Genomic DNA, 24,153 nt, shown 5'->3' with positions numbered 1-24,153 from the left:
TCATAGCGGAAAGACTCATGTTGGTAGCAAAACAGCTGTACGTAGCGCAGCAATATCGGCGCTCCCTGTGCAAAAGCAGGCGACTTTTATCTGCTCAATAATTAATTGGAAATGTTCTATAACTGCATCTGTGGAGAGGGCTGCACTATGTATGATGGCAGCGGCTTGGCCGACCAATTGTGCCCCCATGCAATAAGCTTTGGCAGCATCAACACCACTTCTGATACCGCCAGAGGCGATCAGTGGCATATTTGGAAGTGCCTCGCGTATTTCACGCAGTGCTGTCGCGGTCGGAATTCCCCAGTCAGCAAATGCCAAGGCCAATGCGCGGTGATGCGGTGTGGATGCTCGTTCTGCTTCAATCGCTGCCCAACTGGTTCCCCCAGCCCCGGCTATATCCAGCATACTGACTCCAGCTTCTGCCAATTGGCGTGCGACAGGAAGCGATAAACCTGAACCTACTTCTTTAACAATTATAGGAACCCCAAGTTTTGTTACGAGTTGTTCAATAGCATATAGAATATGGCACCAGTTACGGTCACCTCCCTGTTGCAGTGCCTCCTGTAGTGGATTCAGATGGATAATTAGAGCATCGGCTTCAATCATCTGTACTGCTCGCAGAGCATAATTAAACCCGCGCTCGCCACGAATTTGGGCTGCCCCGAGATTAGCGAAAAGGAGAATATCAGGAGCTATCTGGCGTAGTGAGCGACTAAGCCCATCGTTTGCTTCATTTTCAAGAGCAACACGTTGCGACCCGACTCCCATTGAAATGCCCAGTACTTGAGCTGCTTCTGCAAGATGATGATTAATCGCATGAGCACGATGAACCCCTCCAGTCATAGAGCTTATGAGCAGTGGTGCCTGCAAAATTTTTCCAAAGAGGGAACACTTAAGATCTATACTGTCTAGATCCAATTCTGGCAGAGCACAATGCTGAAATCGCCACTCAGCAAACCCCGTACTTACTTGGGACTCCGTTTGAGGAGGACGGAATATAATATCCAGATGCTCATTCTTACGCTGAGTGTGATCGATCTTTTTCATTTTTTTCGGGCCAAGGTTGAAATTAATTAAACATCGCAATATTTTTATCAAACCAGTGTTGTATAAAATATCGTGAAGCTAAATTTCTGCGATACACTATTGCCAAATATTTATCAATGTATCTGATGTGTCTGCGTAATTGTTTATGCACTTTAGATTTTCCGAGCAGCGTAACCATTGTTAACTTTTCCTTATCCTGATACATATCTTTCCCTGTATTATTCAGGTCATCACTCAAGTCATCCAGTAATTGAAACGCCTGCCCCAGATGTTGTGATACATGACGCAATGCCTGGCGGGTTATATCAGGTGCATTCACAGCAATTGCCGCTAACTGAAATGTTGTGTCGAAAAGCAAACCCGTTTTTAAATCGTTGGTGGTAGCAATGGCATGATAATTACCAGCACATAATGTATTGTTCAGATCGCGAAACTGCCCTTGGACAAGACCGTTTAAACCCACTGCATGGGAAAGTATGGCGACAGCAGCAGATTTATCGTATTCAGAAAGGTTTGTTTCTACAATGAGGCCAAAGGCCCGGCTCAGCAAGGCTACAGCCGCTAGGATCGCTACACTTTCACCATACTGCCGATGAATAGCCGGGCGTCCGCGTCGATACTCAGCATTATCCATACAGGGAAGATCGTCTAAAATTAATGAGGCTGCATGCACTATTTCAATTGCGGATGCCAGCTGTAGAAAGTCAGTCTTCCAGGGGTTTTCTCCAAGATCCAGGACTATGAGTAGCAATAAGAGGGGGCGGATACGTTTTCCAGACACCAGTGTACTTTCTCGCATGGCTGCGCAGACTTTATCATCTGGGGCTCCTGAAGGAAGTACCAGCTCTAGGTGCTGTTGTAGTGCACTCTGTAGCTCCAGTAATGTCTCTTCGTAATTCATAGCTCGTGCAGTACTGACGTTCATAAATATTTCCCGAATCACGTAAATAATTTCACTAAGCCATTTGAAAAACAATGATAAGCTTATATTACAATAGGCTTCAGGCTTATATACCCGTCATCTTTCAAGTTGCTTCTTTGCCGTCGCGATGCATCTTGAAATCCATAGGGTATAGCATAACTTCATTTATCCAGCAGTGATGCATTCCCATTGGAATATGGTGCGGCAAACGTAATCTGCACACCATTGAGAGATCATCAGCATTTAAAACTACGATATCTGTACAGTGCAATTTTTCGACATAAACCTTAAAAATAAGCCAACCATCATCTTCTTTAACAGAGCCCTGTTTGGCTACAAAAACAGGTTCTTCCGGCAAGTCATTATCAAAACTGTGGCTTAATACACTCTTATCAAAACAATCAAATTTAATTATTGATCTTCCTTCACTTTCAGAAGCCCCCCAACAAACGAACCAGGCATATCTGTGCTGTCTACCACAGACTGTAGGGTTTATGGCTGGGAAATCAGTATTCCCCCTGAATAAAATTTCTTTATCAACATTCCCGGATGCAGTGCATAAAGTAAAACGACAAAGTTCTGAACTATTATTTTTAAATATATTCTGTGTAAATACTGGGAATGACCTCCAAAATGAGGCGTCGAAAATCACATTCCCATCGGCATCTTCATAGCCATTTGCGAAATGAAAAATAAATCCAGGAACTGCATCATAGAATTTCACATCATGGCATTCTCTTGAAACTAAAAGAACCCGGCCATCTTCACTTTCACGTGAATTCATGGATGCAATGATGCTTTCATTACCAATTACATTCCTCAACTTAAGATTTATATGCGGCCCACCTAAAAAAAATAAAAAGTAATTTTTTGTCACTATGAAATCGTGAATTAAATACCTTTTCTTAAGCGAAATTTTTCGTATAACCGTCATGTCGCCGGCACTGTCTATTTTGTATAGCGTCAACTTAGATCCAATACCATATGTCACACCAAATCCATATAAATTATCATCATTTGGTATTTTTTTAGGATGTGCTGTAAATGGTACTTCACGAAGGTTAAGTTTGGGAAGGAAAGAAAATCGTGCTTTTAGCTTTCCAGAAAAGTCATATTTTGAAATTGTCTCAAGAGTTACCGGATTAATTAAATGTGGCATCCCTCCTTCCCACAACGCCAGAAGCTTATGAGAATGATATACAATATTTGTATTTGCCGGATTTTTAATAATAAAAAATCTCATCCTGAGTTTTAGTTTTTTAGGGACGGTTCCAACCGAGCGATACAGTAACCTTTGAGCTTTTTCCTCTTTTAAGTATTCCTTTGTTAACACATGTCTGTTTTTATAGAATATCCCATTATCACTGAACGTTACTTTAAATATCATCCCATCCCCATCAAATGGATGATTATAATATTCGTCTCCCCTATGCAGGCGACCGGGACCAATTCTAAAGAAAGTACCCTTTAACTCTGAAGGAACCTCTCCCTCAATAGGAACTAATTTTGAATCAAGTTCCTCCAGCTGAGATTGAAAGGGATTAATATGGTTTTTCGATAATACAACGTCGCTCAAGTCTTCACCTCTATATTTCCAACCGAATAATAGGTAATGATTTAATACCGGAGCTCTATAAGAAGATATAATTACACTAAAATAACAGTACTTTATTGAAGATGAACAGAACTATTTTTTTCCAAAGGGATTTTTGTAATTGAAATCACGAAGAAGAATTTTTCTATAACTATAAACAGTAACACACCTTTGATGTGATGGCGTACATGTAGAAGGGTGACTGAAACATGAGGAGCAACGCCAGATAAACGTGTTCTCAGGCTTGGAACGTGAGAAAGTGCAAGCATGAACTGTCCCCCAAATGTTGGACTTCAATCCGTACATAGGGGGACAATTTAAATATGGTGGATTTGTATGTATTACGAGATATCAATCAAACCAAGATCATTGCTTAATGTCGTACCACTGATATTGTAGCTGGCAAGCGCTTGACTTCCTTTTTTGTATAAAAAAGCTTTACGGGCTTCATTATCATTTCCCCATACTACAAATACATGCATAAAAACTGTTGAGCCATCAGGAACACCAAGATCGCCTGGGTCAACAGTATCTGTTAATCCAAGAGTAATATTATTACCTTGCTGACTTAAATGCTTTTCACCGTCGCCATCCATATAACTAAATTGGATTCTAGCAACAAATCCACCTGAATTTTTAAGACTCATCTTGCCAATTTCTTGCAATGTCATTACAGTCTCCTTTTGAGAAAAAACTAATAACATTTAGCTATTCAATTACATAAGTCGCCTAAGATGTGTTAAATAAAAATAAATCTTAACCAGTGAAATAAATAACATATTAAAACCAATATAACAAATAATTATCATATGTATTCTATGAAAAAATAAAAATTATCTTGATAAGTCCCAATAATAAATAATTTCCTTTCGTTAGATATTTAATCTAGTTAATGTTTTTCTTTATAATACAATGAGGTATTTATTTTTATATAATGACGACTCTATTGTTTTAATTGGTGATAATTGCGATTTATAATGTTTTTTTATAATAATAATTGCAACATCATGACGCTGTGAATAAATGATTTCGTATTTATTTAATAAATCATTAGATATTTTTCCATCTTGATTTTTTCTCAGTCGATTATTTCATTAGTTTATGACAATAATTTATCTATTAATGCTTAATTAAAATCTGTACATGATCACCAGTGTATTGGTTTACTACCTATCCCAATAGGGCTATTTTATTTGCCATTTTGAACCTGGGCAGTGCTCAAAATCCTCACGTACTACGTGTACGCTCCGGTTTTTCCGCGCTGTCCGTGTTCAAACTGCCTGCAACAATTACGCCTATTGAGATAGGCTCTTAGTCATCCTTTATCGCAAAAATATTAATGGATTCGTATGTAATTTATTGATTATCAGAACAAACTCCCTTTAATACGTTGGCATGATATACGATGTGCTTACCGATAAAACTGGCGACAAAATAGTAGCTATGATCATAACCGGTACGCAGGTTCAGTGTGTAGGGATGTCCTGTGCTTTCGCATACATCCTTCAACAGCTCAGGGCGTAATTGCTCTTCAAGAAACGGATCATCGGTACCGATATCAATTAACATATGCAATGATTTGGTGCTATTGGTTAGCAGCTCGATTGTGTCATAGGCTTTCCATGTGTCACGATCTTCGCCCAGATAAGCGCGAAAAGCTTTTTCTCCCCAAGGAACTTGAGAAGGAGCAACAATCGGTGAAAAGGCCGATACGCTGTGGTAACGATCTGGATTGCGTAGTGCGATCATCAGTGCGCCGTGGCCTCCCATCGAATGACCACTCATGGCCCGAGCGGTTGTTACCGGAAAGTGTGCTTCGATCAGTATTGGTAGCTCTGACACCACATAATCATACATGCGATAGTGCGGTGCCCAAGGTTCTTGTGTTGCGTTGAGGTAAAAACCGGCTCCCTGACCCAAATCATAGGCGTCATCATCTGCAACTTTCTCACCGCGAGGGCTGGTATCTGGGGCAACGAGAATAATACCCTGTTCGGCAGCGTAGCGTTGGGCTCCTGCTTTAGTGATGAAATTCTGCTCATTACATGTTAGACCTGAGAGCCAATACAGCACCGGTAATTTCTGATGTTCAGCCTGAGGAGGAAGGTAGACAGCAAAATTCATGGTGCAGCCAAGCACGGCCGATTCATGCTGATAAACATCCTGCCATCCCCCAAAACAAGCGTGGCGTTCAATCCTCTCCATTCTTTTTCCTCTGTAAAACCTACCTACAGGTTTACTCATTTGACGGTAAACCTAGGGCTATCGTTTCCTGTTTTATTAAAAACCGCCTGTCACAGCACGGTTTTTAACTCCCGTAAAACAGCTTAGTAATGGATAACGGTACGAATGGATTTTCCCTCATGCATTAGATCGAATGCTTCATTAATACGTTCGAGCGGTAAGGTGTGAGTAACAAAAGGTTTTAACTCAATTTCACCTTTCATTGCCTCTTCCACCATTTTAGGCAACTGACTGCGGCCTTTAACACCACCAAAGGCGGTGCCTCGCCATGAACGACCGGTGACCAGTTGGAATGGTCGGGTTGATATTTCTTGTCCTGCGCCGGCCACACCGATAATCACTGATTGCCCCCAACCACGGTGTGCGCTTTCGAGCGCAGCACGCATCACATTGACATTACCAATACATTCGAAGGTATGATCCACTCCCCATTCCGTCATCTCGATAATGACTTGCTGAATAGGTTTGTCATAATCATTTGGGTTCAGGCAGTCGGTTGCACCGAACTGCCTTGCCAGCTCAAATTTTGCCGGATTTGTATCAATGGCAATGATCTTGCCAGCTTTTGCCTGACGAGCGCCCTGGATCACGGCAAGGCCAATGCCGCCTAGCCCAAAGACGGCAACGGAGTCACCGGACTGTACTTTAGCGGTATTGTGCACTGCACCGATGCCGGTAGTAACACCGCAGCCTAGCAGGCACACTTCTTCATGATTTGCTTCCGGGTTGATTTTTGCCAATGATACTTCGGCTACGACTGTATATTCGCTGAATGTGGAGCATCCCATATAATGATAAATAGGCTGCCCTTTGTAGGAAAAACGGGTTGTGCCGTCCGGCATTACGCCTTTCCCTTGAGTTGCTCGTACGGCCACACACAGATTGGTTTTTCCTGATTTGCAGAACAGGCACTCTCCGCATTCTGCGGTATAAAGAGGGATAACGTGGTCACCGGGTTTGACGCTAGTGACGCCTTCACCAACCTCAACGACGACGCCGGCGCCTTCATGCCCGAGTATGACAGGAAAAACGCCCTCTGGATCATCCCCTGACAGGGTGAAGGCATCCGTATGACACACACCGGTATGACTGATTTTGACCAGCACTTCACCGGCTTGGGGCGGGGCTACATCGATTTCAACGACTTCAAGGGGACGGCCCGGTCCGAATGCAACAGCAGCTCTTGATTTCATAAGCTCTCCTTCTAAATAGACAGTGCTACGCGTTTGCGAATATATACCCGTCATCTTTCAAACTGCCTCTTTGTTGGCTGCACTCACTCACCCCGGTCACATAGTTACCTATGCTCCCGGGGATTCGCTCCCTTGCCGTCGCGATGCAACTTGAAATCCATTGGGTATAGATTAATAAAGTCAATCGGGTTATCAGCGAAGATATCTTTGTAATAGTTTATTAAGAATATGATTTCGCATCTGTAGAAATGGTACAAAAATTTTAACATTAATACATATTTTTAAAATAGCTTACTAGAGATAATTGGAAAACTATGATTTGTCATGGTCACAGATGTCCTTTCAGGAAAAGGCGGGTTGTGGAGAAATAACCTAACTTTGCACCAGCCATTGCGAGTTCCATAATATCCAACATATTCCTACGGGTTGGCAAAGTATCGGCTAAGCAATGAAGTTCTTGGGAGTTATTCACTGAAAAAGCCCTCATGAATAGAGGGCCTATATGTATTACGCAACATCGATCAAGCCGAGATCATTATTTAATGTCGTGCCACTGATAACATAACTCGCAGTTGATTGACTTCCTTTTTTGTATAAAAAAGTTTGACGAGCTTCATTATCATTTCCCCATACTACAGACACATGCATAAAAATCATTGCTCCATCAGGAACACCAAGATCACCTGGGTCAGCAGTTTTTGTTGCTCCAAGATTAATATCATTACCTTTATTACTTAAATATTTTTCACCGTCGCTATCCATATAACTAAATTGGATTCTAGTACTACAGCCGTAGATACCAGAAAGTTGCATTTTCCTTGATACTCACAACTCTGAGAAACCGCATGAATTAAGCTTTTCTATGAGTGTCTTTTCTATTGAGAGAAGTAAGTACGGCTGTAGTATTAGGACCCATGCTTATTTTCGCTAACATATTGGCACATATTGTTGTGCCAGCTCATCACTGGTACTGGAAGCTGGCAGAGTCGGAGAACAATCACCGAATACTGAAATCATTTATGGCTATTGACACTAATGGTCATTACCACATAACTGAAGATATACCCGTCATCTTTCAAGTTGCCTCTTTGTTGGCTGTACTCACTTACTCCGGTCACATAGTTATCTATGCTCCCGGGGATTCACCCCCTTGCCGTCGCGATGCATTTTGAAATCCATTGGGTATATTATGAAATATAAAGGCAGAATTTACTTCGGTTATCTACGTTATTCCCACTCCTCCAAGTTTACGTGATGGGAGATGCCTCAGAAATTACTTCTGGTTCGAGTGCTGCCATTGACATTAAAGTTATAACATTACTACCTACGTTGATGAGTATGTCTGTAAGAAGATAATATCAGACCTGACAGAGCCAAAATCGGTGATAAGCTGGTTATATGTACCAGTAGTAGTGGATGCTAAAGTCTACTGTAGGAGATATCTATGACCAACCTAGGAAACATATTAACAATAATGTATTGCATGTTGTATTCATCTGAGTTTGAATATCTTTCTGATTGTGGTGAGGACTAGTTTTTGTCCATCCACATAAGTTAAGTAAATAGTTTTTCAATGGATTTTGTACAGAATGTGAAATAAACTAATGATTACCCAAGATGCTAGTTCAAAAATTATCGGTTTCCTGTATCAGTTCGAGCGTGCCTTATATCGCATATTCTCAAGTGAACATAATTCTGTTGTATTTGGGATAGAAACAGTAGATGATGTGGTAGAGGAGGCTATATTAGCTAATGGATTACCAAGCATTACTTTCGAACAGGATAAACATAGTTTAGATACCAGAGCTCAGCCTTATCAGGACAGTAGCAAGAACTTGTGGCATACCTTGCATATCTGGCTGGATGCTATGAAAGTAACCCGTGAAAAATATGACGAAGTGACCTATTGTTTAGTCACGAACCGAATTATTGATAAAAGAAATCTTGTAGTATTTCTTTCTGAAGCGAAAAGTGAAGAGCAGATTAATACTGCTTTAGCAATGTTAAAAGAACAGGCGAAAAAAATTACGGGGAAAGTTAAATCTATTGCAGAGGAAGTGTTAACTTATTCTGATGAAGAGTTAATATTCCTGATTAAAAATATAGAACTTCTTGATAGTCATGGAACGACTTCCGGTATTTCCCCAAAGGAGGCTACAATTCAGTTACTACACTTACCATCTGAAGTAAAGGAACACGGAGATAATATCTATCAGACGTTGCTTGGATTTATGATCGATAAATGTAATACTGCCTGGAAAGCTAAACAACCTGTCGAGCTGACTAAAGAACCTTTTGCTAATCTCTTGAATTCTGAAATAAGTCTAATTAAACGTAAAAACTTTACTGAGCAACCTTTTTTCCAAACCGCTTTCAAAAATTATCTTAAGCAAGATAATGCAGAGCATTTATTTATCAAACAACTTCAAAGTATTGATATAAGTACAACGATGTGTAATCGAGCATTAGAGCACTATTGGGCATTTTATGCTGAAAGGGTCAGATTACAACAGGCAGGTGAAATTCCTCTTTCAGCATGGCGAGCCCGTGATGATGTACTTTATAATCGTTGGTTACAAATTAAAGATTGCATTGAACTTGGACTGGAATCAGAAGGAAATAGCCAAAAATTGAATATGTTGAAGAAAATTTATACTGATACAACGGATCCCAATTATACGGCTTCACTGGCTGGTCAACGAACTGAGAACCTTTATTTTACGACAGGAAATTACCACGATTTAGCCAATTCCCCTTCAAAGGAAACATTTATACACTGGCATAATGATTTCCTGAAGATTAAGGAGAAATAATTATGATTTATAAAGATAGCAATATAATTAATAACAGTTCACTCGCCTGTTTTCTGCTTGTCTATTTTGTAGAACAATATGAGAGCTGTTCTGTGAATGATGATCATCCTGATTTAATGAAACTATTACTTGTACTTCCTATTGTATGGCATAAAGTCAGTCGGGAATCAATCAAAAAAAAGAAAAGAACAACACCTCTAATTGCCGTAGTACAGGAATCACTTTTGATTAAATCTAACTTAGCGCAACGTGTTTCAGAATATGCAGGAGCCTCCATTCAGGGGCTGAATTTAGCTGTTTCCTCTGGTTTGCTAATGCGATTGATTGAACACGGTGAAACGCGGTTTGCAACAAACTTCTCAAAATGGCCGGGAGGAATAAATAAGTTGCTTCCTAAAGAAATGGTTCAAACCATAACACGATTGGCAAACTGGTTTTCTTGTGTAGATACACCTTCCATTTATCGTCTTCTTCTGGGTAACTAATTATGAAATTCACTATTGATGCATTAATACTTTGGCCTGTTAATCCCAATAATAATCTTCGGGTAATCCCCTTTAAAAGCGATAAAATAAATATAGTTCATGGGATTAGCGGCACAGGAAAATCATCAATTATATCAATAATTGATTATTGTCTTGGAGCAAGCAAGTGTGCTATTCCTGTAGGTATTATTCGAGAGTCTGTTATGTGGTTTGCGATTAAAGCTAATATTCGAGGGTATAAATATCTTATAGCAAGGAAAACACCCAGTAAAAGATCGGTTAGCAATGAGTATCATCTTTCCCCTTATCCTGAAAAACTTCCTTTGACTCTTACTTCAACTCATTCAGATGCTGTTTTTAAAAATAAATTTAATCAACTTGTTAATCTGACTGATCTCCCTCTGTCTGAAAATAACGAAAAAACTGGATTTGATGGAAGAGCTTCCTACAGAGATATGGCTGCTTTTAATTACTTGCCACAACATATTGTGGCTAATCCATATACTCTATTTTTTAAAGCCGACTCTTACCAGAATAAAGAAAGACTAAAAAGGGTAATGCCGTTTGCATTAGGCATTATTGATCGTCAATATATGATTAGAGAGAAAGAGCGTATAGATATACAGAAGCAGCGAGATTCACTATATAAACAGCAAGAGGTAAACAAAAAAGCGTTGTCAAGTTGGGCTTTTGATGTTGATCGCCTATGGAAGGCATGTGTGGAATTGGGGTTATTATCAGAAACAGAAAATCAGGATACTGATGCTAAAGTAAAATCATTAAATTACATTAATGATATATATACTGAAGGGCGTATCGGTGATCTATTGGGTACTCCTAATTATGAGTATACCAATAGGCGTTTAAAAGCACTTGTTGCTCAAGGAGAGGAGATCCAACAGCATATTGATACATTACGGATCCAAATCAGAAACTATGAGCAACTATTTTCCAGAGGTCAAGGTTTTACACAGGCAATACAGAAAGAAAAAGAGCATATTGTTGGATTTGACTGGCTTAAGAATAATTTGTCTCCAGGAGGTGAATGTATCGCATGTGGATCAAAAACAAATAGATTATCAACAGTTGTTGATAATCTTGAAAAACAAATTTCCCGGATTAACTCTATCTCCGAGGTTCTTTTTGAAAACCCCATAGCAGATAAAGAAATTGATAAATTAAAAAAAGAATTACGAATTCAGCAAGATAAACTTCAAAAAATCCGCAAGGAAAAATTTAATCTAGAAAAAATAGATAAATCTACCAACAATTCCATGAATAAAGTATATGTTTTAATTGGGCGTATCCAAGAAACATTATCATCACTTAAAAAAGTAAATAACACTGATGATATAAGTGAGAAAATAAAAGAATTAGATGATCAATTCAATGAAATAGAGAAATTCTTTCTTCAGTCTAATAAAAGCAGAACAGAATATATTGTATACCAAGAGATAAATTCACTTATAGAAAAGTATGCTGATAATTTTAGGCTTGAACGTCGAGGCAATATTAAACTTGACAAAAATGAGTTAACATTATGTTTTAATGTAGATAATGATAGAAGAAATGAATTTTTATGGGAAGTCGGCAGTGGAGCTAATTGGATGGGATATCATTTATCTGTCTTTTTAGCTTTGCATGAATTTCTATCTCATAAAGATCGTACTCGTCTTCCTCCGTTTAGTTTTTTAGTGATTGATCAGCCTAGTCAAGTTTATTTCCCTAGTGCTGCTTCCGGAGAGAATGTATTAGATGTAATGGCAGAAGATAAAAGTCTCCAGATAACCAGACAAAATGATGTTGTCGCTACACAGAGAATTTTTGAAATGTTGGCAGTCGCAATTGAAGAAAATAACTATTTTTTTCAAGTAATAGTGCTTGAGCATGCTGATAAATCAATATGGGGGCAAGTAAAAAATACATATGAAGTTGAGTGCTGGAAGGATGAAGGAGATGGCTTGATACCTCGCTCTTGGAGTTTGTAATCTAATCTATTCCAGGCTTTTTCTGAGTAAGAGCAAAGGATATCTAACTTTAATGTTAGATATCCTTCAGACCGCTGACAAACCTCGTTTAATATCGCCGGGTTTGTTGGCAGTATGAATACTCAGCATCAACAAGTATTGAACTCATTCACTTTTGCGAGCATGATCGCAGTTCATTCACCAATTTAGCTAATGGTTATGACTTCACTCGCAGCACTGCAAACAGCGATATCAAAACTCACCGTCTGGCGTAAAGGCGATCAACGCGCACCACATAAGCCATTACTGCTATTATATGTGTTGTCTGAGTACAAAAAAGGGCATGAGCAACTGTTTAATTACGGTGATGAAATCCATCAACCACTATTACAATTACTCACTGATTTTGGCCCCAGTCGCAAAGAACACTATCCTTCAATGCCTTTCTGGCGCTTACGGAGAGATGGCTTTTGGGAACTGAGAAATGCAGAACATTGCACACCACGTCCGGGAAGCAAGGAACCGCCAAAACGAGAGCTGATTGAGTATCAAGTTGCCGGAGGTTTTGATTCAGCCAGTTTCCAGTTACTGCGCCATCAGCCTGCACTTGTTGATGAACTGGCACAACAGATCCTCAATGAACATTTCCCGGAAAGCGTCCAGGTAAGCCTAGCTGAGCGACTAGGTTTTGATATTAACAAGAAATTAAATAGCCGTGATCCACGTTTTCGTGGTGTGGTTTTACGCGCTTATCACTACCGCTGCGCCGTTTGTGGCTATGATTTACGTCTGGATGGCTCACTGGTCGGTCTGGAAGCTGCCCACATCAAATGGAAACAGTTCGGTGGCCCTTGCCTTGTGGAGAATGGTTTGGCACTTTGCACACTTCATCATTCCGCTTTTGATAGAGGTGCAATCGGCATAGACGAGAATCTGAAGATTAAGATCTCTGATGGGGTCAATCGTAGTCCGGTTGTTGAGCAATTGTTCTGGGCCAGAGATGGCGAAAGCCTTTATCTTCCGCGTAATCGTCAGTACTATCCGGCAGATAGATTTATTGAATGGCACCAGACTCAGGTGTTTAAGACATAAATAAAGTCAATTTGTGTTGCAGATATCAACCATCTAGACATTTTGATGTTTAGATGGTTAGATGGTTATATCATGTGCTTTTCTCCAAATCTCTCACATTATTTCTCTCTCCCTTTTTCAACCTATCTGAATAACTCCATACCACTGCAACATCAATCCAAACCGTATGAAATCTCTGCTCATATAGAAATGATACTTATCGTGTAGTGGAAATAGAGGGCCGTAGCTCTATAGAGGTAACCAATATGCTTGGATATCTGATTTATACTTGCTTAGTTCATCGATACACATCTTTTTTAGCTATCCAACATGCCGCTCTGTTCCATTTTACGCAACACACTCAGCATGTCTTTGGATTTAATATCAGTGATAGTCCGTTTTCGCCCTACAGGATTCGATATAAAATTTTATTTAATAATTTTAAACTCAATTATCTACCATATCCCCAATTATACCCCCTGATTATTTTACTACATTTTAAATCCACCTTTCTTTGAAAGGATATCCCCACTAATAAAAGTAGAGAAGATATTTTTTTCCTTTATTATCAAACTTTGTGCTGATAGTATCATTATGGTATTACTTTCTCTGAGTAAATAGATTGCACCTTAAAATAACAAATTGTTACTATGTAACAATTTGTTATTTCATAAATTAATAATCATCATTATTATAACATTGGTTTATTTTTTAATCGCCAACATATCTCACAAATTAAGTAAGCTCTGATCAAAATATTAGAAAAAGTGATTTAATATGTTTTACTATATGCAGTATACCAGTGGTCGGCTGATCTTTATGAAAAGGGCTTAAAATGTCTGACTCTATTTTTAACTTCAAAAATTATCCAATAGTATTTATTGGATCTGGAATGTCTAAAAGATACTTGGAAAATTCTCCAACATGGCCTGAGTTGCTGGAAGAATACTGGAATAAAATTGATAACAATGGTCAAGGTTTTTATAATTACTTATCGGAAATAAAGGATAAATATAAAGAAAAACAAAATGATCCTGATTTAAATCATAAAATATATTCGGACGCAGCAACTTACATTGAAAAAAAATTCAAGGAATTATTTACTTCAGGGAAAATATCATTAGAAGGATTGACATCAAAAAGAGTTTTTGATGAGGATATATCACCATTTAAGTATTCTTTATGCCAAAGATTTAAACAAAATAAATTAAAACCAAATATTAAAAAAGATGAACTTGAATCATTTAAGAAATTTTTAAAAAATGCAAAAATGATCATTACAACAAATTATGATTCATTTATTGAAACACTTTTGTCAGAACAAAATGTTGAACCTAAAATGTATATTGGCAATGACGGTTTTTTTGATGATACTATTGGATGGAGTGAGTTATATAAGATACACGGAGATATAGAATTACCTAATTCAATAGTAATTAATAGTTATGATTATGAAAGATATGATAGTAAATCTATACTGATTAGCGCAAAAATATTATCAAGTATGATAAAAAGCTCGATAATTTTTATTGGATATTCATTAACAGATAGAAATGTAAAAAAACTACTGACTGATTTTTCTTCACAACTTCCGAAAGAAGACAAAAGAAAATCTGCTGAAAGAATTATTTTTATTGAGTTTAAAAAAGATGAAATGGATATTATAAAAACACATAGAACAGATGATAAATCACAAATAACGTATACATCTATAGAAACAGATAATTATAAAAAGATATATGATGAAATAAGTAATATAGATGAAGGGTTGCCGCCATATGATATCCTTAGATATCAAAGGGTAATAAAGCAACTTATACTAGAAGAGGGGGAAAAAGGAAATCTAGGTAGTCTATTAGTCACACCTTCTGATTTGGATGAATTAGAGAAACATGCCAATTCTGGTAAGAATTTAGTTGTTGCTTTAGGTGATAAACAACTTGTTTATATTAGAGTAAAAGAAATGGAATATTTAGAAGATTATATCTTTGATAAAAGTGAAATACCAAATAAATCAGCTATTGAATTTCTTATCGATTGTCCTCCTCATGCCAGAACTCCTTTCTCAAAGTTAATAAAATCTTGTGATTTCCATAATATAAAAATATCAAAAAAAGAAATGAAAAAAATAGAAACAAGAATAAATATGCATGGAAAAATAGATAATTTAGTTAAATCTGTTAATCTGGATAAAAAATACTCAAGTATTGGGTTTAGATCAATTGAAGATATCAAAGCCGAGAACTTATTAAAAAACAAAGAATTATTGGTTATAATAAAGAACATAAAATCAATCAGTAAAGATGAATTAAGGAAATATATCCAAGAAGAAGCCTTTCCATTATTTAAAAGAAATGGAAAGGATGATCATTTAAAATCAAACTTAAGAAAGTTATTTTTAGCTTTTGATTTATTAACATATGGAGATGTAAGTTTAGATTTGCTAAATAAAGGTGACTAAACTTCTCTTAACTAAAAGAAAAGCTCTAAATAAAAATTAGTGGGGTGCTTAGTACCCCCACAAAAAAATATCCATTTAAATCGAGCCTCTTCTAGTTGAATGCTTTTCTAGCCTTTCGCTCAATAAGTTGACCATTAAAATCAAAATACCGACTAGGCCAAATTCCAGAGGGATGAATTTCGAGATAGTTAGCAATAATCCATTCACCTTTAGGCCAAGGCCGACTGGGCGTATTGGCTAATGTAGATGAACTGACTCCCGCTTCACTAGGAACAGCCGCTAAGGTTGTTCCACGCTTACGTAATACAGCAATTATATCCGCTTGATGTAGGCGTGAGCCTGTAAGAGTCATGTTGTCCTTTTGCTGCCGCGTCACTTTCAGCGGTAAACCTGCAAATGTGACGCCTTAAGTTCTGCGAACGGTTAGCAAAAGTAGTGCGAGCATTAAAATGCCAACAGGTACAGCAAAACGCTGCAAGGCTAAGTGTCAGGTAGCTGCAATAAGTTAATTGTTTGGGTGTAGAGAAACCATCCACTGAATATTTCAACCAGAGATAGTTAGAGGTGTAAGCTGTATGAGTGAAAGCCACCCTGCACGTATAAAGTGAAATGAGATCAAGACGTAGCTCAATTTGTTTGATAGTAAAAATAGCTTCACAATAATTACAATCTGTTGTGGTGTTTAAAACTATTGAGACTCATCAATTTGTGAGCCGAGGAAAGGTGAGATAATGATACAAATGGAAGAGGGAAAAATAGCGTACCAACCATCTAAACGTCAAGGTGTTTAGATGGTTGGTAAGTGGCTTATAATAGCGAGTAGTAGATCGACTGGACCCTGTAAATAATTCTGTATATTAGCTCACACCTATATTTGCCCACCTACTCCCTTAAACTTCTCGACAAATGCAGCAATTTTCTGGAAAACAGCCTGCTTTTTCGTTCTGTATTCCGGGTTAAGTGGACTTAACTTAGGTAGAGTGGAATTGAGCTCTGTGCCGTTTTCACTTGCATATTCTCGTTTTAATGATGCTGTAATATAGCGCTTAGCCGCATCTTCATTTAATTTCTCCGAGCTAATTAACTCTTCTGCTTCACGTTTTTGTTCAGCTTGAGCAAATTTGAAAAATTCATCAATAATACTGGCCTTGTCGATAATTTCGTCCAAGTTAGTTTGATTAATGAAATCAACAATTAGACTTTCTTTTGCTCGATTGCCAAGGCTGGAACGAATTAAACGGCGAACTTCATCAATTAACTCTGCCTTATTTTTATTCTTTTTATTGTTTTCAAAAATCAACTCAAGAATGTAATCTAGATTAATTTCCTGCGATTTGAGCAAGTCCACTTCAAAGACGACATCATCCCAGTCAATAGTAGATTTATCTTTCTCGTTAGACGACTTTTCACGGCGTAACCAATCACGCGTATCATTATAGGTTGAGCGATAATCTTGAATAGCACGCTCAGTTGGCATCTCAATCGCTTGCATCGCGGCAATATCTTCATCACTCAGGTAGTATTTAACTTTAAATGCCTCGACAGCCTCCGGATTACTAGTATCTACATGTTGTAGAGCCTTTAATCCTGCAAATTCATCATAGTTTTGCAGTACATTCTCCGCACGCAAATATTCACCAAATAGTTTGGCAAAATCCTTTTTATCTTGCTCTTTAACAATATCATCAGGATTAGGAAAGCGTCTTTGTAGCTCTGTCACTACCTCTAAAAATCCGCGACGTGCTTCGCCAGTGACTAAATCAGTAAAGCCTTCCATGTATTCTTTATAGCTTTTTTCCAGCACCACGTTTTTGGTGTTCTTATCACCAAATAAAGTGATGGCTTCAACTGTAGCCTGTTCTAAATCACGGAAGGTGACGATATTGCCAAAGGTCTTCGTGGCGTCATAAATACGGTTAGTACGTGAAAAAGCTTGCATTAGGCCGTGGTAACGCAGATTTTTATCGACAAATAAAGTATTCAATGTCGGCGCATCAAATCCTGTTAAGAACATGCCAACAACAATCAGTAAATCTACTTCTTGATTTTTCACTCGCTTAGCGAGGTCTTTATAGTAGTTTTGGAAACCTTTACTATCTACACCAAAATTCATTTTGAACGCTGCATTATAATCATCAATGGCTGCGCTTAAAAATTCTTTGGCACTGCTGTCCATTGCGGTGAGTTCAAAACTTTCATCAATAAGCTCACCAATAGCATCTTGCTCTTCATTAGCGGCGAAAGAGAAGATAGTGGCAACATTAAGCGGTTTTTTATTTGCTTTATTTTCTTCAGTCTCTTTTTGTAAATGCTTGAACGCTTCATAATAAGCTTTGGCGGCATCCACGCTACTGACCGCAAACATGGCATTAAACCCCTTGCCGCCGGCTTGGAGACGATGTGTTTTTTGCCTGAAGTTATTTAAAATATACTGGGAAATTGCACGAATACGAACGGGATGTAAAAAAGCTTGCTTGTTTTCTGCCGCTGTTAACTTTTTCTCGTCTTGTTCAGTTTCAATGGACTTAAACTGTGGTCTTACATCGTTATAATCAACTTTAAACTTCAATACTTTTTCATCACGAATGGCATCGGTAATCACATACGAATGTAATTCTCGGCCAAATACACTACTGGTGGTGTCTGCTCCTAAAGCATTTTGCGGAAAAATTGGCGTGCCCGTAAAACCAAATTGATAATACTTTTTAAATTTCTTCTTTAGGTTTTTTTGTGCTTCACCAAACTGGCTGCGGTGTGCCTCATCAAAAATAAACACTACTTGCTTATTGTATATTGGTAAATCGCTTTCACTTTTTATTAAGTTATTAAATTTTTGAATGGTAGTAACAATAATTTTATTGTCATCTTTTTCAATATTCCGTTTTAGCCCTGCGGTACTCTCCGAACCATTAACACTGTCAGGCGAAAAACGTTGATATTCTTTCATGGTCTGGTAATCCAGATCTTTACGATCGACCACAAAAAACACCTTATCGATAAAATCCAACTCAGTAGCCAAACGCGCCGCTTTGAAACTAGTTAAGGTTTTGCCTGACCCCGTGGTATGCCAAATGTAGCCACCACTTTCAGTATTACTCCAATTTTTAGCCTGATACGCACTTTTAATTTTCCACAAAATACGTTCAGTAGCCGCTATTTGATAGGGGCGCATCACTAATAAAGTGTTGTTAACATCAAATACAGAATAATGAATTAACACATTCAGCAAGGTATTTTTCTGAAAAAATGTGGCTGTAAAATCTTTTAAGTCTTTAATCAGCGTATTATCAGATTTGGCCCAATTCATGGTGAAATCAAAACTGTTTTTATCACGCTGGGTAGTATTGGCAAAATAGCGAGTATCTGTACCGTTTGAAATCACAAAAAGCTGTAAGTATTTAAACAGTGAGTTTTCTGTATTAAAGCTTTCTTTACTATAACGGTGCACTTGGTTAAAGGCTTCACGGATAGCAACTCCGCGCTTTTTAAGCTCAACTTGTACCAATGGCAGGCCATTAACCAAAATGGTTACATCGTATCGATTCGCTTGCGCCCCTGTTTGCTTGAATTGCTTAATGATTTGTACTTTATTACGGGCAATGTTTTTCTTATCGACGAGATAGATGTTCTCGATATGTCCATCATCAAAAACAAAGTCGTGGATATAATCGTTATGAATTTTACGAGTTTTATCTATGTTGTTATCGTTGGGCTTATCTAAGTATTGCTCAACAAAGCGTTGCCACTCACTTTCTGAAAAATTAACATTATTCAGTATCTGCAATTGCTCCCGCACATTAGCCAGCATGTTTTGGGGCGTGTTTAAGCCAGTAACATATTCATAACCTTGGTTGACTAAATCGTCGATCAATTCCCGTTCTAAATCACCTTCGCTTTGGTAGGTTTCATTTAGCTGCAATTCCTTAATGTATTTATCCAGTACGATAAAGTTATTTGATTCAGCAATAGTTTTGTATTCGTTCATACTTCACCTATAAATTCGATTCACTCTAATTTTCTGCCTGTTGGAAGCGGTACATAGTGTTAATTTCATTAACCAGATAACGCAAAACACGCTTGTCATCTTCCGTAAGCTCAGCGACCTCTTCACCTGCATGTTTTGAATGACTAGAGATATTAATAATCCTGGCTTCATAAGGGTTAGGTCTGCCATCATCGGTTTTTGGCAATAAATCACCCCACTTTTTATAGCCAAGAAAAGTAGAGGTTTTTTCTAATATATTTCTTAAAAAGTTGAAGTGATACTTGCTCAATTGACCGTTTTCAATGGCTTTTTCAAGTTCTGACTTCAGATAAAGATGATATGAGAATGGTGAATCATTCGGTTGGATTGCTAACTGATATGTGCCATCTTCATGCTTTGTCAGCCTGTATTTCTCAAACCATTTCTTTTTATAGCTTTTATCATCACTGTTTAGCTCATTGTGTAGCAAGTTATAGAAAAGAGGGTTATGCGTCGTGATGATGAATTTAACGCTAGACTCGTTAGATTTAATAAGTTGAGCAAGATGTACTGCCAACTCAATCAAATGGTTTTCATCTAACGAGCTCACAGGATCATCAATAAAGACGTATTGCAATTGATTAAACTGATCTGTTTCTCGCTCACCGGGTTCAGCAACATTCAGCACGCTGATGACTTGCTCAATCAGTGTGTAAAATACGCTCCAGATAAAGTTGCTTTCTTCGCCTTTTGATATTTTAACATTTTCAGTTCGTGCTTCATTGCCACGTTCGAAAGAAAATGTAACTTCCGAACCATTTTCACTAAAATGTGGAGTTAATTTTTCATCCGTATAGTGTTGAAAGTTAGCAATGATATTCCGATCTTGCCCTTGGTCTTTCAGCACCCAATCTGTAAATGAATTCGGCTGGATTTTGAGTTTAGGCTCTGTATTCTCAGATAAGTCGTTATCCCAGTAAAATAAGTCTTCGGTAAAGGCGTTGTAATACAAAAAATTAGTACGCGTCAATGATAGTTCTTCATTGTTGCTACTTTCATCATTATCAATTTTTGGCGCAATTAGTTGTTTAAATTCCCGCGAAAGCCGGGTTTTACCCGTACCATTAAAGGCATAGATCAGTTGTACTTTTTTGTTGGCATCTTTTAGCTGCTGGGCTATTCCCGTTAGCGTTTTGTTCATATCATGCCTCTACCTCTGGCTTGGGAAAACTCAACAGCAGATCGCGATAATATTCGTATTGCTTTTGGCGTAGTTCAATTTCACGAGGCAAACCTTCGCTAATGGAGTTAGTTAAAGCGTCGAATTTATCTAGAATACCGACAAGACGATTCTGTTCTTCAATGGATGGAACTGGGATAGATATTTTTGCAAACCCATTAATCAACAATGTGTTGACTTTGGTTCGAGCAACATATTTTGCTTTCTCAGCAATAAATGGAGTTGTTTGCATACAATAGGAAACAAATTTCGGATTCATCGCATGACGGAAAGCATAACAGTGATCATGAATAGCCACTTTTTCATTTCCGATCCACGCAACAGCTTTGCCTACATCCTCAACTGTTTCTCCAACATCGGTTATCACAACGTCCCCCGGCTCTGCATAGCGTAAAGTCGTTGCCATTTCAGGTCTAACTTTTGAAAGCACATGACTGGTTGATACACCATACTGTGTATAAATTTCACCGTAGTGGATAACGCTTATACCGTGTTCTACATAATCAGCTTTAGTAAAACGTTTGCCACGAATAAATTCACCAATTTCCCCTAATGCCTTCCACTCCACCTTACTTTCTTCAAAACTTAACAACTGGTCACGATAGTAGTTGTACTGTTTTTTGCGGGCGGTAAGCTCAGAGGTAAGTTCAGCAGTAAGCTCGGTAAAGGTGTCCAAAATACGGACGATTTCGGTTTGGAATGCAAGCGATTTTTCTAGTTTTTCAGGATACGGAATAGGGATTTGGATTTTCGCCATATCAGATGCAGAAACATCAATAACTTTTGCTCCTTTTGCATATTTCCTTTTTTCATTTGCAAATTCGGTTGTTTGAGTGAAATAAGCAAAATATTTCCCTAAGATAATTGGGCTTGGTTTGAAAATTGTGGCATGCCCACCGGTAACTGCTTGTTGCTCGCCCAGATAAACCAGTGCTTTACCAACGTCTTCAAGGTTTTCACTTGTGTTTGTGATTACAACATCACCTGTATTAACCTTCCGTAATTTTTTGGCTAGCTCAGGCAAAACAAATGATTTAGTTTTTGTCGTAGACAAACCGTAATAAGTATAAATTTGTCCATAGTGAATTGCAGGCACACCGGTTTCGGTAAAATCTTTTTTTTGTAATCCATTACCACGAACTAACTCACCAATTTCTCCCAAGGCCATCCATTCCACCTCAACGCCTTCAAGCAATTTTTCCATAAAACTCAAATTGCTCATGCTTCACTCTCCGTACCCTCAATCTCAGCAATAATGGCATCAATATCCGCTCGTAGCTGGTCGATTTTTTTAACAGTGATCTTTAATTCGGCATTGAGTTTTGTAATATCAATTACTTCGCGGTTATCTTTAGCTTCGACATAGCTATTCACCGATAGGTTGTAATCGTTAGCGGCGATGGCTTCAAAACTGATTGATTTTGCCAAATGTTCAATATCAGCTTTGCTATCAAACACCTGCATAATTTGTTCGATATGATTGTCGGTAAGTATGTTGTTATTGGTTTCTTTTTTAAACAGAGAGCTTGCATCAATAAATTGAGTAGTGGTATCAGTTTTGTGTTTAGACAGCACCAGAATGTTTACAGCAATGGTAGTGCCAAAAAACAGATTAGGTGCTAGTGAGATCACGGTTTCAACATAGTTGTTATCCACCAGATATTGGCGGATTTTCTGCTCAGCGCCCCCACGGTAAAAAATACCCGGGAAGCAAACAATTGCCGCGCGGCCTTTACTGGATAAGTAACTCAATGCGTGCAGAACAAAGGCAAAGTCGGCTTTGGACTTCGGCGCTAATACGCCAGCGGGAGCAAAGCGGTCATCGTTGATCAGTGTTGGATCATCACTGCCAATCCATTTCACCGAATACGGTGGATTAGAGACGATGGCATCGAATGGTTTGTCATCACCAAAATGCGGTTCAGTTAAGGTGTTGCCCAACATAATATTAAACTTGTCGTAGTTAATGTTGTGTAAAAACATATTCATACGCGCAAGGTTATAGGTGGTATGGTTAATCTCCTGACCAAAGAAACCGTCTTCAATAATGTGGGCATCGAAGTGTTTTTTGGCTTGTAATAGCAGTGAACCCGAACCAGCGGCGGGATCATATATTTTATTCACGCTGGTTTGCCCGTGCATGGCGAGCTGAGCGATTAGTCTAGAAACGTGTTGTGGTGTAAAAAATTCACCGCCTGATTTACCAGCATTGGCAGCATAGTTAGAGATTAAAAACTCGTAAGCATCACCAAACAGGTCGATTTTGTTACTTTCAAAGTGACCAAATTTAAGCTCTGCCACGCCTTTCAAGACTGCGGCTAAGCGGGTGTTTTTGTCTTTAACGGTATTACCTAAACGGTTACTGGTGGTGTCAAAATCGGCAAAAAGACCCTTAATCTCGGCTTCAGATGGGTAGCCGTTGGCTGAGCTTTCAATAGCGACGAAAATAGAATTTAAGTCTTTGTTTAAATTATCATTTTTATTAGCACTTTCGGCAATATTAGCAAACAGTTGGCTTGGGTAAATGAAATAACCCTTGGTTTTAATGGCATCATCTTTAATATCGTCAGTGATAACATCATCTGAAAGCTCAGCATAGTTGATACTCTCATCACCGCCTTCAATGTAGTTTGCAAAGTTTTCACTAATAAAGCGATAGAACAGTGTACCTAGTACGTACTGTTTGAAATCCCAGCCATCCACCGAACCTCTCACATCGTTAGCAATTTGCCAGATTTGACGCTGTAGTTCGGCGCGTTGTTGGGTACTTGTCATTGTGAAACTCCACTTTTAATACGTTTTTGAATGGCCATCGGCCCATAATCATCCCAGTATTATAACGAGTAAAGACGTTCTAATCATTTTGAATCGCGACAAGTTTAGTCGTCATCTCTGGGGCATTTTGGACTGCTTCCAACACTGATAGCCAATACGCTTAATAACCTGATTAATAGCAGCTTCACTCATTGGCTTACCCTCATCGTTACGACCGGGGAAAACGTATTTCCTGCGCTCTGTAATCTCGTACAGCTTGATAAGAATGGCTTTGTAAGGCTATCAAGAAATCACTAAGATAGCTAAAAGATGTGGGGAGTATAGGTGCTTTGAGTGCTCTGGCTAGATCGGTAGCGGGGTTGAATTCCACACATCCT

20 protein-coding genes are annotated in these 24,153 nt (G+C 38.4%); 6 read left to right on the top strand and 14 right to left on the bottom strand.

Going from position 1 to position 24,153, the window contains the following annotated elements:
• Nucleotides 1-15: 15 nt before the first annotated feature.
• The 9 genes from fni to SLS51_RS04585 form a co-directional block, all read right to left on the bottom strand.
• Nucleotides 16-1,047, bottom strand: coding sequence for a type 2 isopentenyl-diphosphate Delta-isomerase (gene fni, locus SLS51_RS04625; protein ID WP_323835984.1), 1,032 nt, complete (start codon nt 1,045-1,047; stop codon nt 16-18).
• 22 nt (nt 1,048-1,069) lie between these two features.
• Nucleotides 1,070-1,972, bottom strand: coding sequence for a polyprenyl synthetase family protein (locus SLS51_RS04620; RefSeq protein WP_323835982.1), 903 nt, complete (start codon nt 1,970-1,972; stop codon nt 1,070-1,072).
• Between the two features lie 100 nt (nt 1,973-2,072).
• Entirely contained in the window at nt 2,073-3,545 is a 1,473-nt protein-coding gene (locus tag SLS51_RS04615) for a carotenoid oxygenase family protein (protein ID WP_323835980.1), read from the bottom strand.
• Nucleotides 3,546-3,637: 92 nt separating this feature from the next.
• Nucleotides 3,638-3,832, bottom strand: coding sequence for a hypothetical protein (locus tag SLS51_RS04610; RefSeq protein WP_323835978.1), 195 nt, complete (start codon nt 3,830-3,832; stop codon nt 3,638-3,640).
• 72 nt (nt 3,833-3,904) lie between these two features.
• The gene (locus SLS51_RS04605) at nt 3,905-4,234 is read right to left on the bottom strand and encodes a hypothetical protein (protein WP_323835976.1); all 330 of its coding nucleotides are present in this window, start codon (nt 4,232-4,234) and stop codon (nt 3,905-3,907) included.
• A gap of 685 nt (nt 4,235-4,919) precedes the next feature.
• The gene (gene fghA, locus SLS51_RS04600; RefSeq protein WP_323835974.1) at nt 4,920-5,768 is read right to left on the bottom strand and encodes an S-formylglutathione hydrolase; all 849 of its coding nucleotides are present in this window, start codon (nt 5,766-5,768) and stop codon (nt 4,920-4,922) included.
• A 122-nt stretch (nt 5,769-5,890) separates the two neighbouring features.
• Complete coding sequence (locus SLS51_RS04595; RefSeq protein WP_058588937.1) at nt 5,891-7,000, bottom strand: S-(hydroxymethyl)glutathione dehydrogenase/class III alcohol dehydrogenase; 1,110 nt, start codon at nt 6,998-7,000, stop codon at nt 5,891-5,893.
• Nucleotides 7,001-7,328: 328 nt separating this feature from the next.
• Nucleotides 7,329-7,472 carry a hypothetical protein gene (locus SLS51_RS04590; protein ID WP_157852074.1) on the bottom strand — a complete coding sequence of 48 codons (144 nt, stop codon included), beginning with the start codon at nt 7,470-7,472 and terminating at the stop codon, nt 7,329-7,331.
• A gap of 35 nt (nt 7,473-7,507) precedes the next feature.
• Nucleotides 7,508-7,813, bottom strand: a complete 306-nt coding sequence (locus tag SLS51_RS04585; protein ID WP_323835968.1) for a hypothetical protein — start codon at nt 7,811-7,813, stop codon at nt 7,508-7,510.
• Between the two features lie 101 nt (nt 7,814-7,914).
• On the opposite strand from SLS51_RS04585, the gene SLS51_RS04580 reads away from it, so the two are divergent.
• The 6 genes from SLS51_RS04580 (at nt 7,915) to SLS51_RS04555 (ending at nt 15,797) form a co-directional block, all read left to right on the top strand.
• Nucleotides 7,915-8,172: a hypothetical protein gene (locus SLS51_RS04580; protein ID WP_323835966.1), complete on the top strand. Its 258-nt coding sequence runs from the start codon at nt 7,915-7,917 to the stop codon at nt 8,170-8,172.
• A 432-nt stretch (nt 8,173-8,604) separates the two neighbouring features.
• Nucleotides 8,605-9,813, top strand: a complete 1,209-nt coding sequence (locus SLS51_RS04575) for an ABC-three component system protein (protein ID WP_323835964.1) — start codon at nt 8,605-8,607, stop codon at nt 9,811-9,813.
• A 2-nt stretch (nt 9,814-9,815) separates the two neighbouring features.
• Nucleotides 9,816-10,298: a three component ABC system middle component gene (locus SLS51_RS04570; protein ID WP_011148420.1), complete on the top strand. Its 483-nt coding sequence runs from the start codon at nt 9,816-9,818 to the stop codon at nt 10,296-10,298.
• 2 nt (nt 10,299-10,300) lie between these two features.
• On the top strand, nt 10,301-12,286 hold the full coding sequence (locus tag SLS51_RS04565; RefSeq protein WP_323835961.1) for a DUF3732 domain-containing protein: 1,986 nt from the start codon (nt 10,301-10,303) through the stop codon (nt 12,284-12,286).
• A gap of 198 nt (nt 12,287-12,484) precedes the next feature.
• Nucleotides 12,485-13,357 (top strand): phosphorothioated DNA-binding restriction endonuclease, encoded by an 873-nt coding sequence (locus SLS51_RS04560; protein ID WP_323835959.1) that lies wholly within the window; start codon nt 12,485-12,487, stop codon nt 13,355-13,357.
• Between the two features lie 814 nt (nt 13,358-14,171).
• Nucleotides 14,172-15,797, top strand: coding sequence for an SIR2 family NAD-dependent protein deacylase (locus SLS51_RS04555; RefSeq protein WP_323835957.1), 1,626 nt, complete (start codon nt 14,172-14,174; stop codon nt 15,795-15,797).
• 91 nt (nt 15,798-15,888) lie between these two features.
• Here SLS51_RS04555 and SLS51_RS04550 read toward each other — a convergent pair whose 3' ends face one another.
• The 5 genes from SLS51_RS04550 to SLS51_RS04530 form a co-directional block, all read right to left on the bottom strand.
• The gene (locus tag SLS51_RS04550; protein ID WP_323835955.1) at nt 15,889-16,149 is read right to left on the bottom strand and encodes a helix-turn-helix domain-containing protein; all 261 of its coding nucleotides are present in this window, start codon (nt 16,147-16,149) and stop codon (nt 15,889-15,891) included.
• A 516-nt stretch (nt 16,150-16,665) separates the two neighbouring features.
• Complete coding sequence (locus tag SLS51_RS04545) at nt 16,666-19,782, bottom strand: type I restriction endonuclease subunit R (RefSeq protein WP_323835953.1); 3,117 nt, start codon at nt 19,780-19,782, stop codon at nt 16,666-16,668.
• Nucleotides 19,783-19,807: 25 nt separating this feature from the next.
• Nucleotides 19,808-20,962: an AAA family ATPase gene (locus SLS51_RS04540; protein WP_323835951.1), complete on the bottom strand. Its 1,155-nt coding sequence runs from the start codon at nt 20,960-20,962 to the stop codon at nt 19,808-19,810.
• Nucleotide 20,963: 1 nt separating this feature from the next.
• Nucleotides 20,964-22,223: a restriction endonuclease subunit S gene (locus tag SLS51_RS04535; RefSeq protein WP_323835949.1), complete on the bottom strand. Its 1,260-nt coding sequence runs from the start codon at nt 22,221-22,223 to the stop codon at nt 20,964-20,966.
• Nucleotides 22,220-23,776 (bottom strand): type I restriction-modification system subunit M, encoded by a 1,557-nt coding sequence (locus tag SLS51_RS04530; RefSeq protein ID WP_323835947.1) that lies wholly within the window; start codon nt 23,774-23,776, stop codon nt 22,220-22,222. Before SLS51_RS04530 ends, SLS51_RS04535 begins: the two co-directional genes overlap by 4 nt.
• Between the last annotated feature and the right edge of the window lie 377 nt (nt 23,777-24,153).

It is taken from the genome of Photorhabdus africana (assembly GCF_035181445.1).
Classification (GTDB): Bacteria; Pseudomonadota; Gammaproteobacteria; order Enterobacterales; family Enterobacteriaceae; genus Photorhabdus; species Photorhabdus laumondii.
This window is presented reverse-complemented; position numbering and strand designations above follow the sequence as displayed.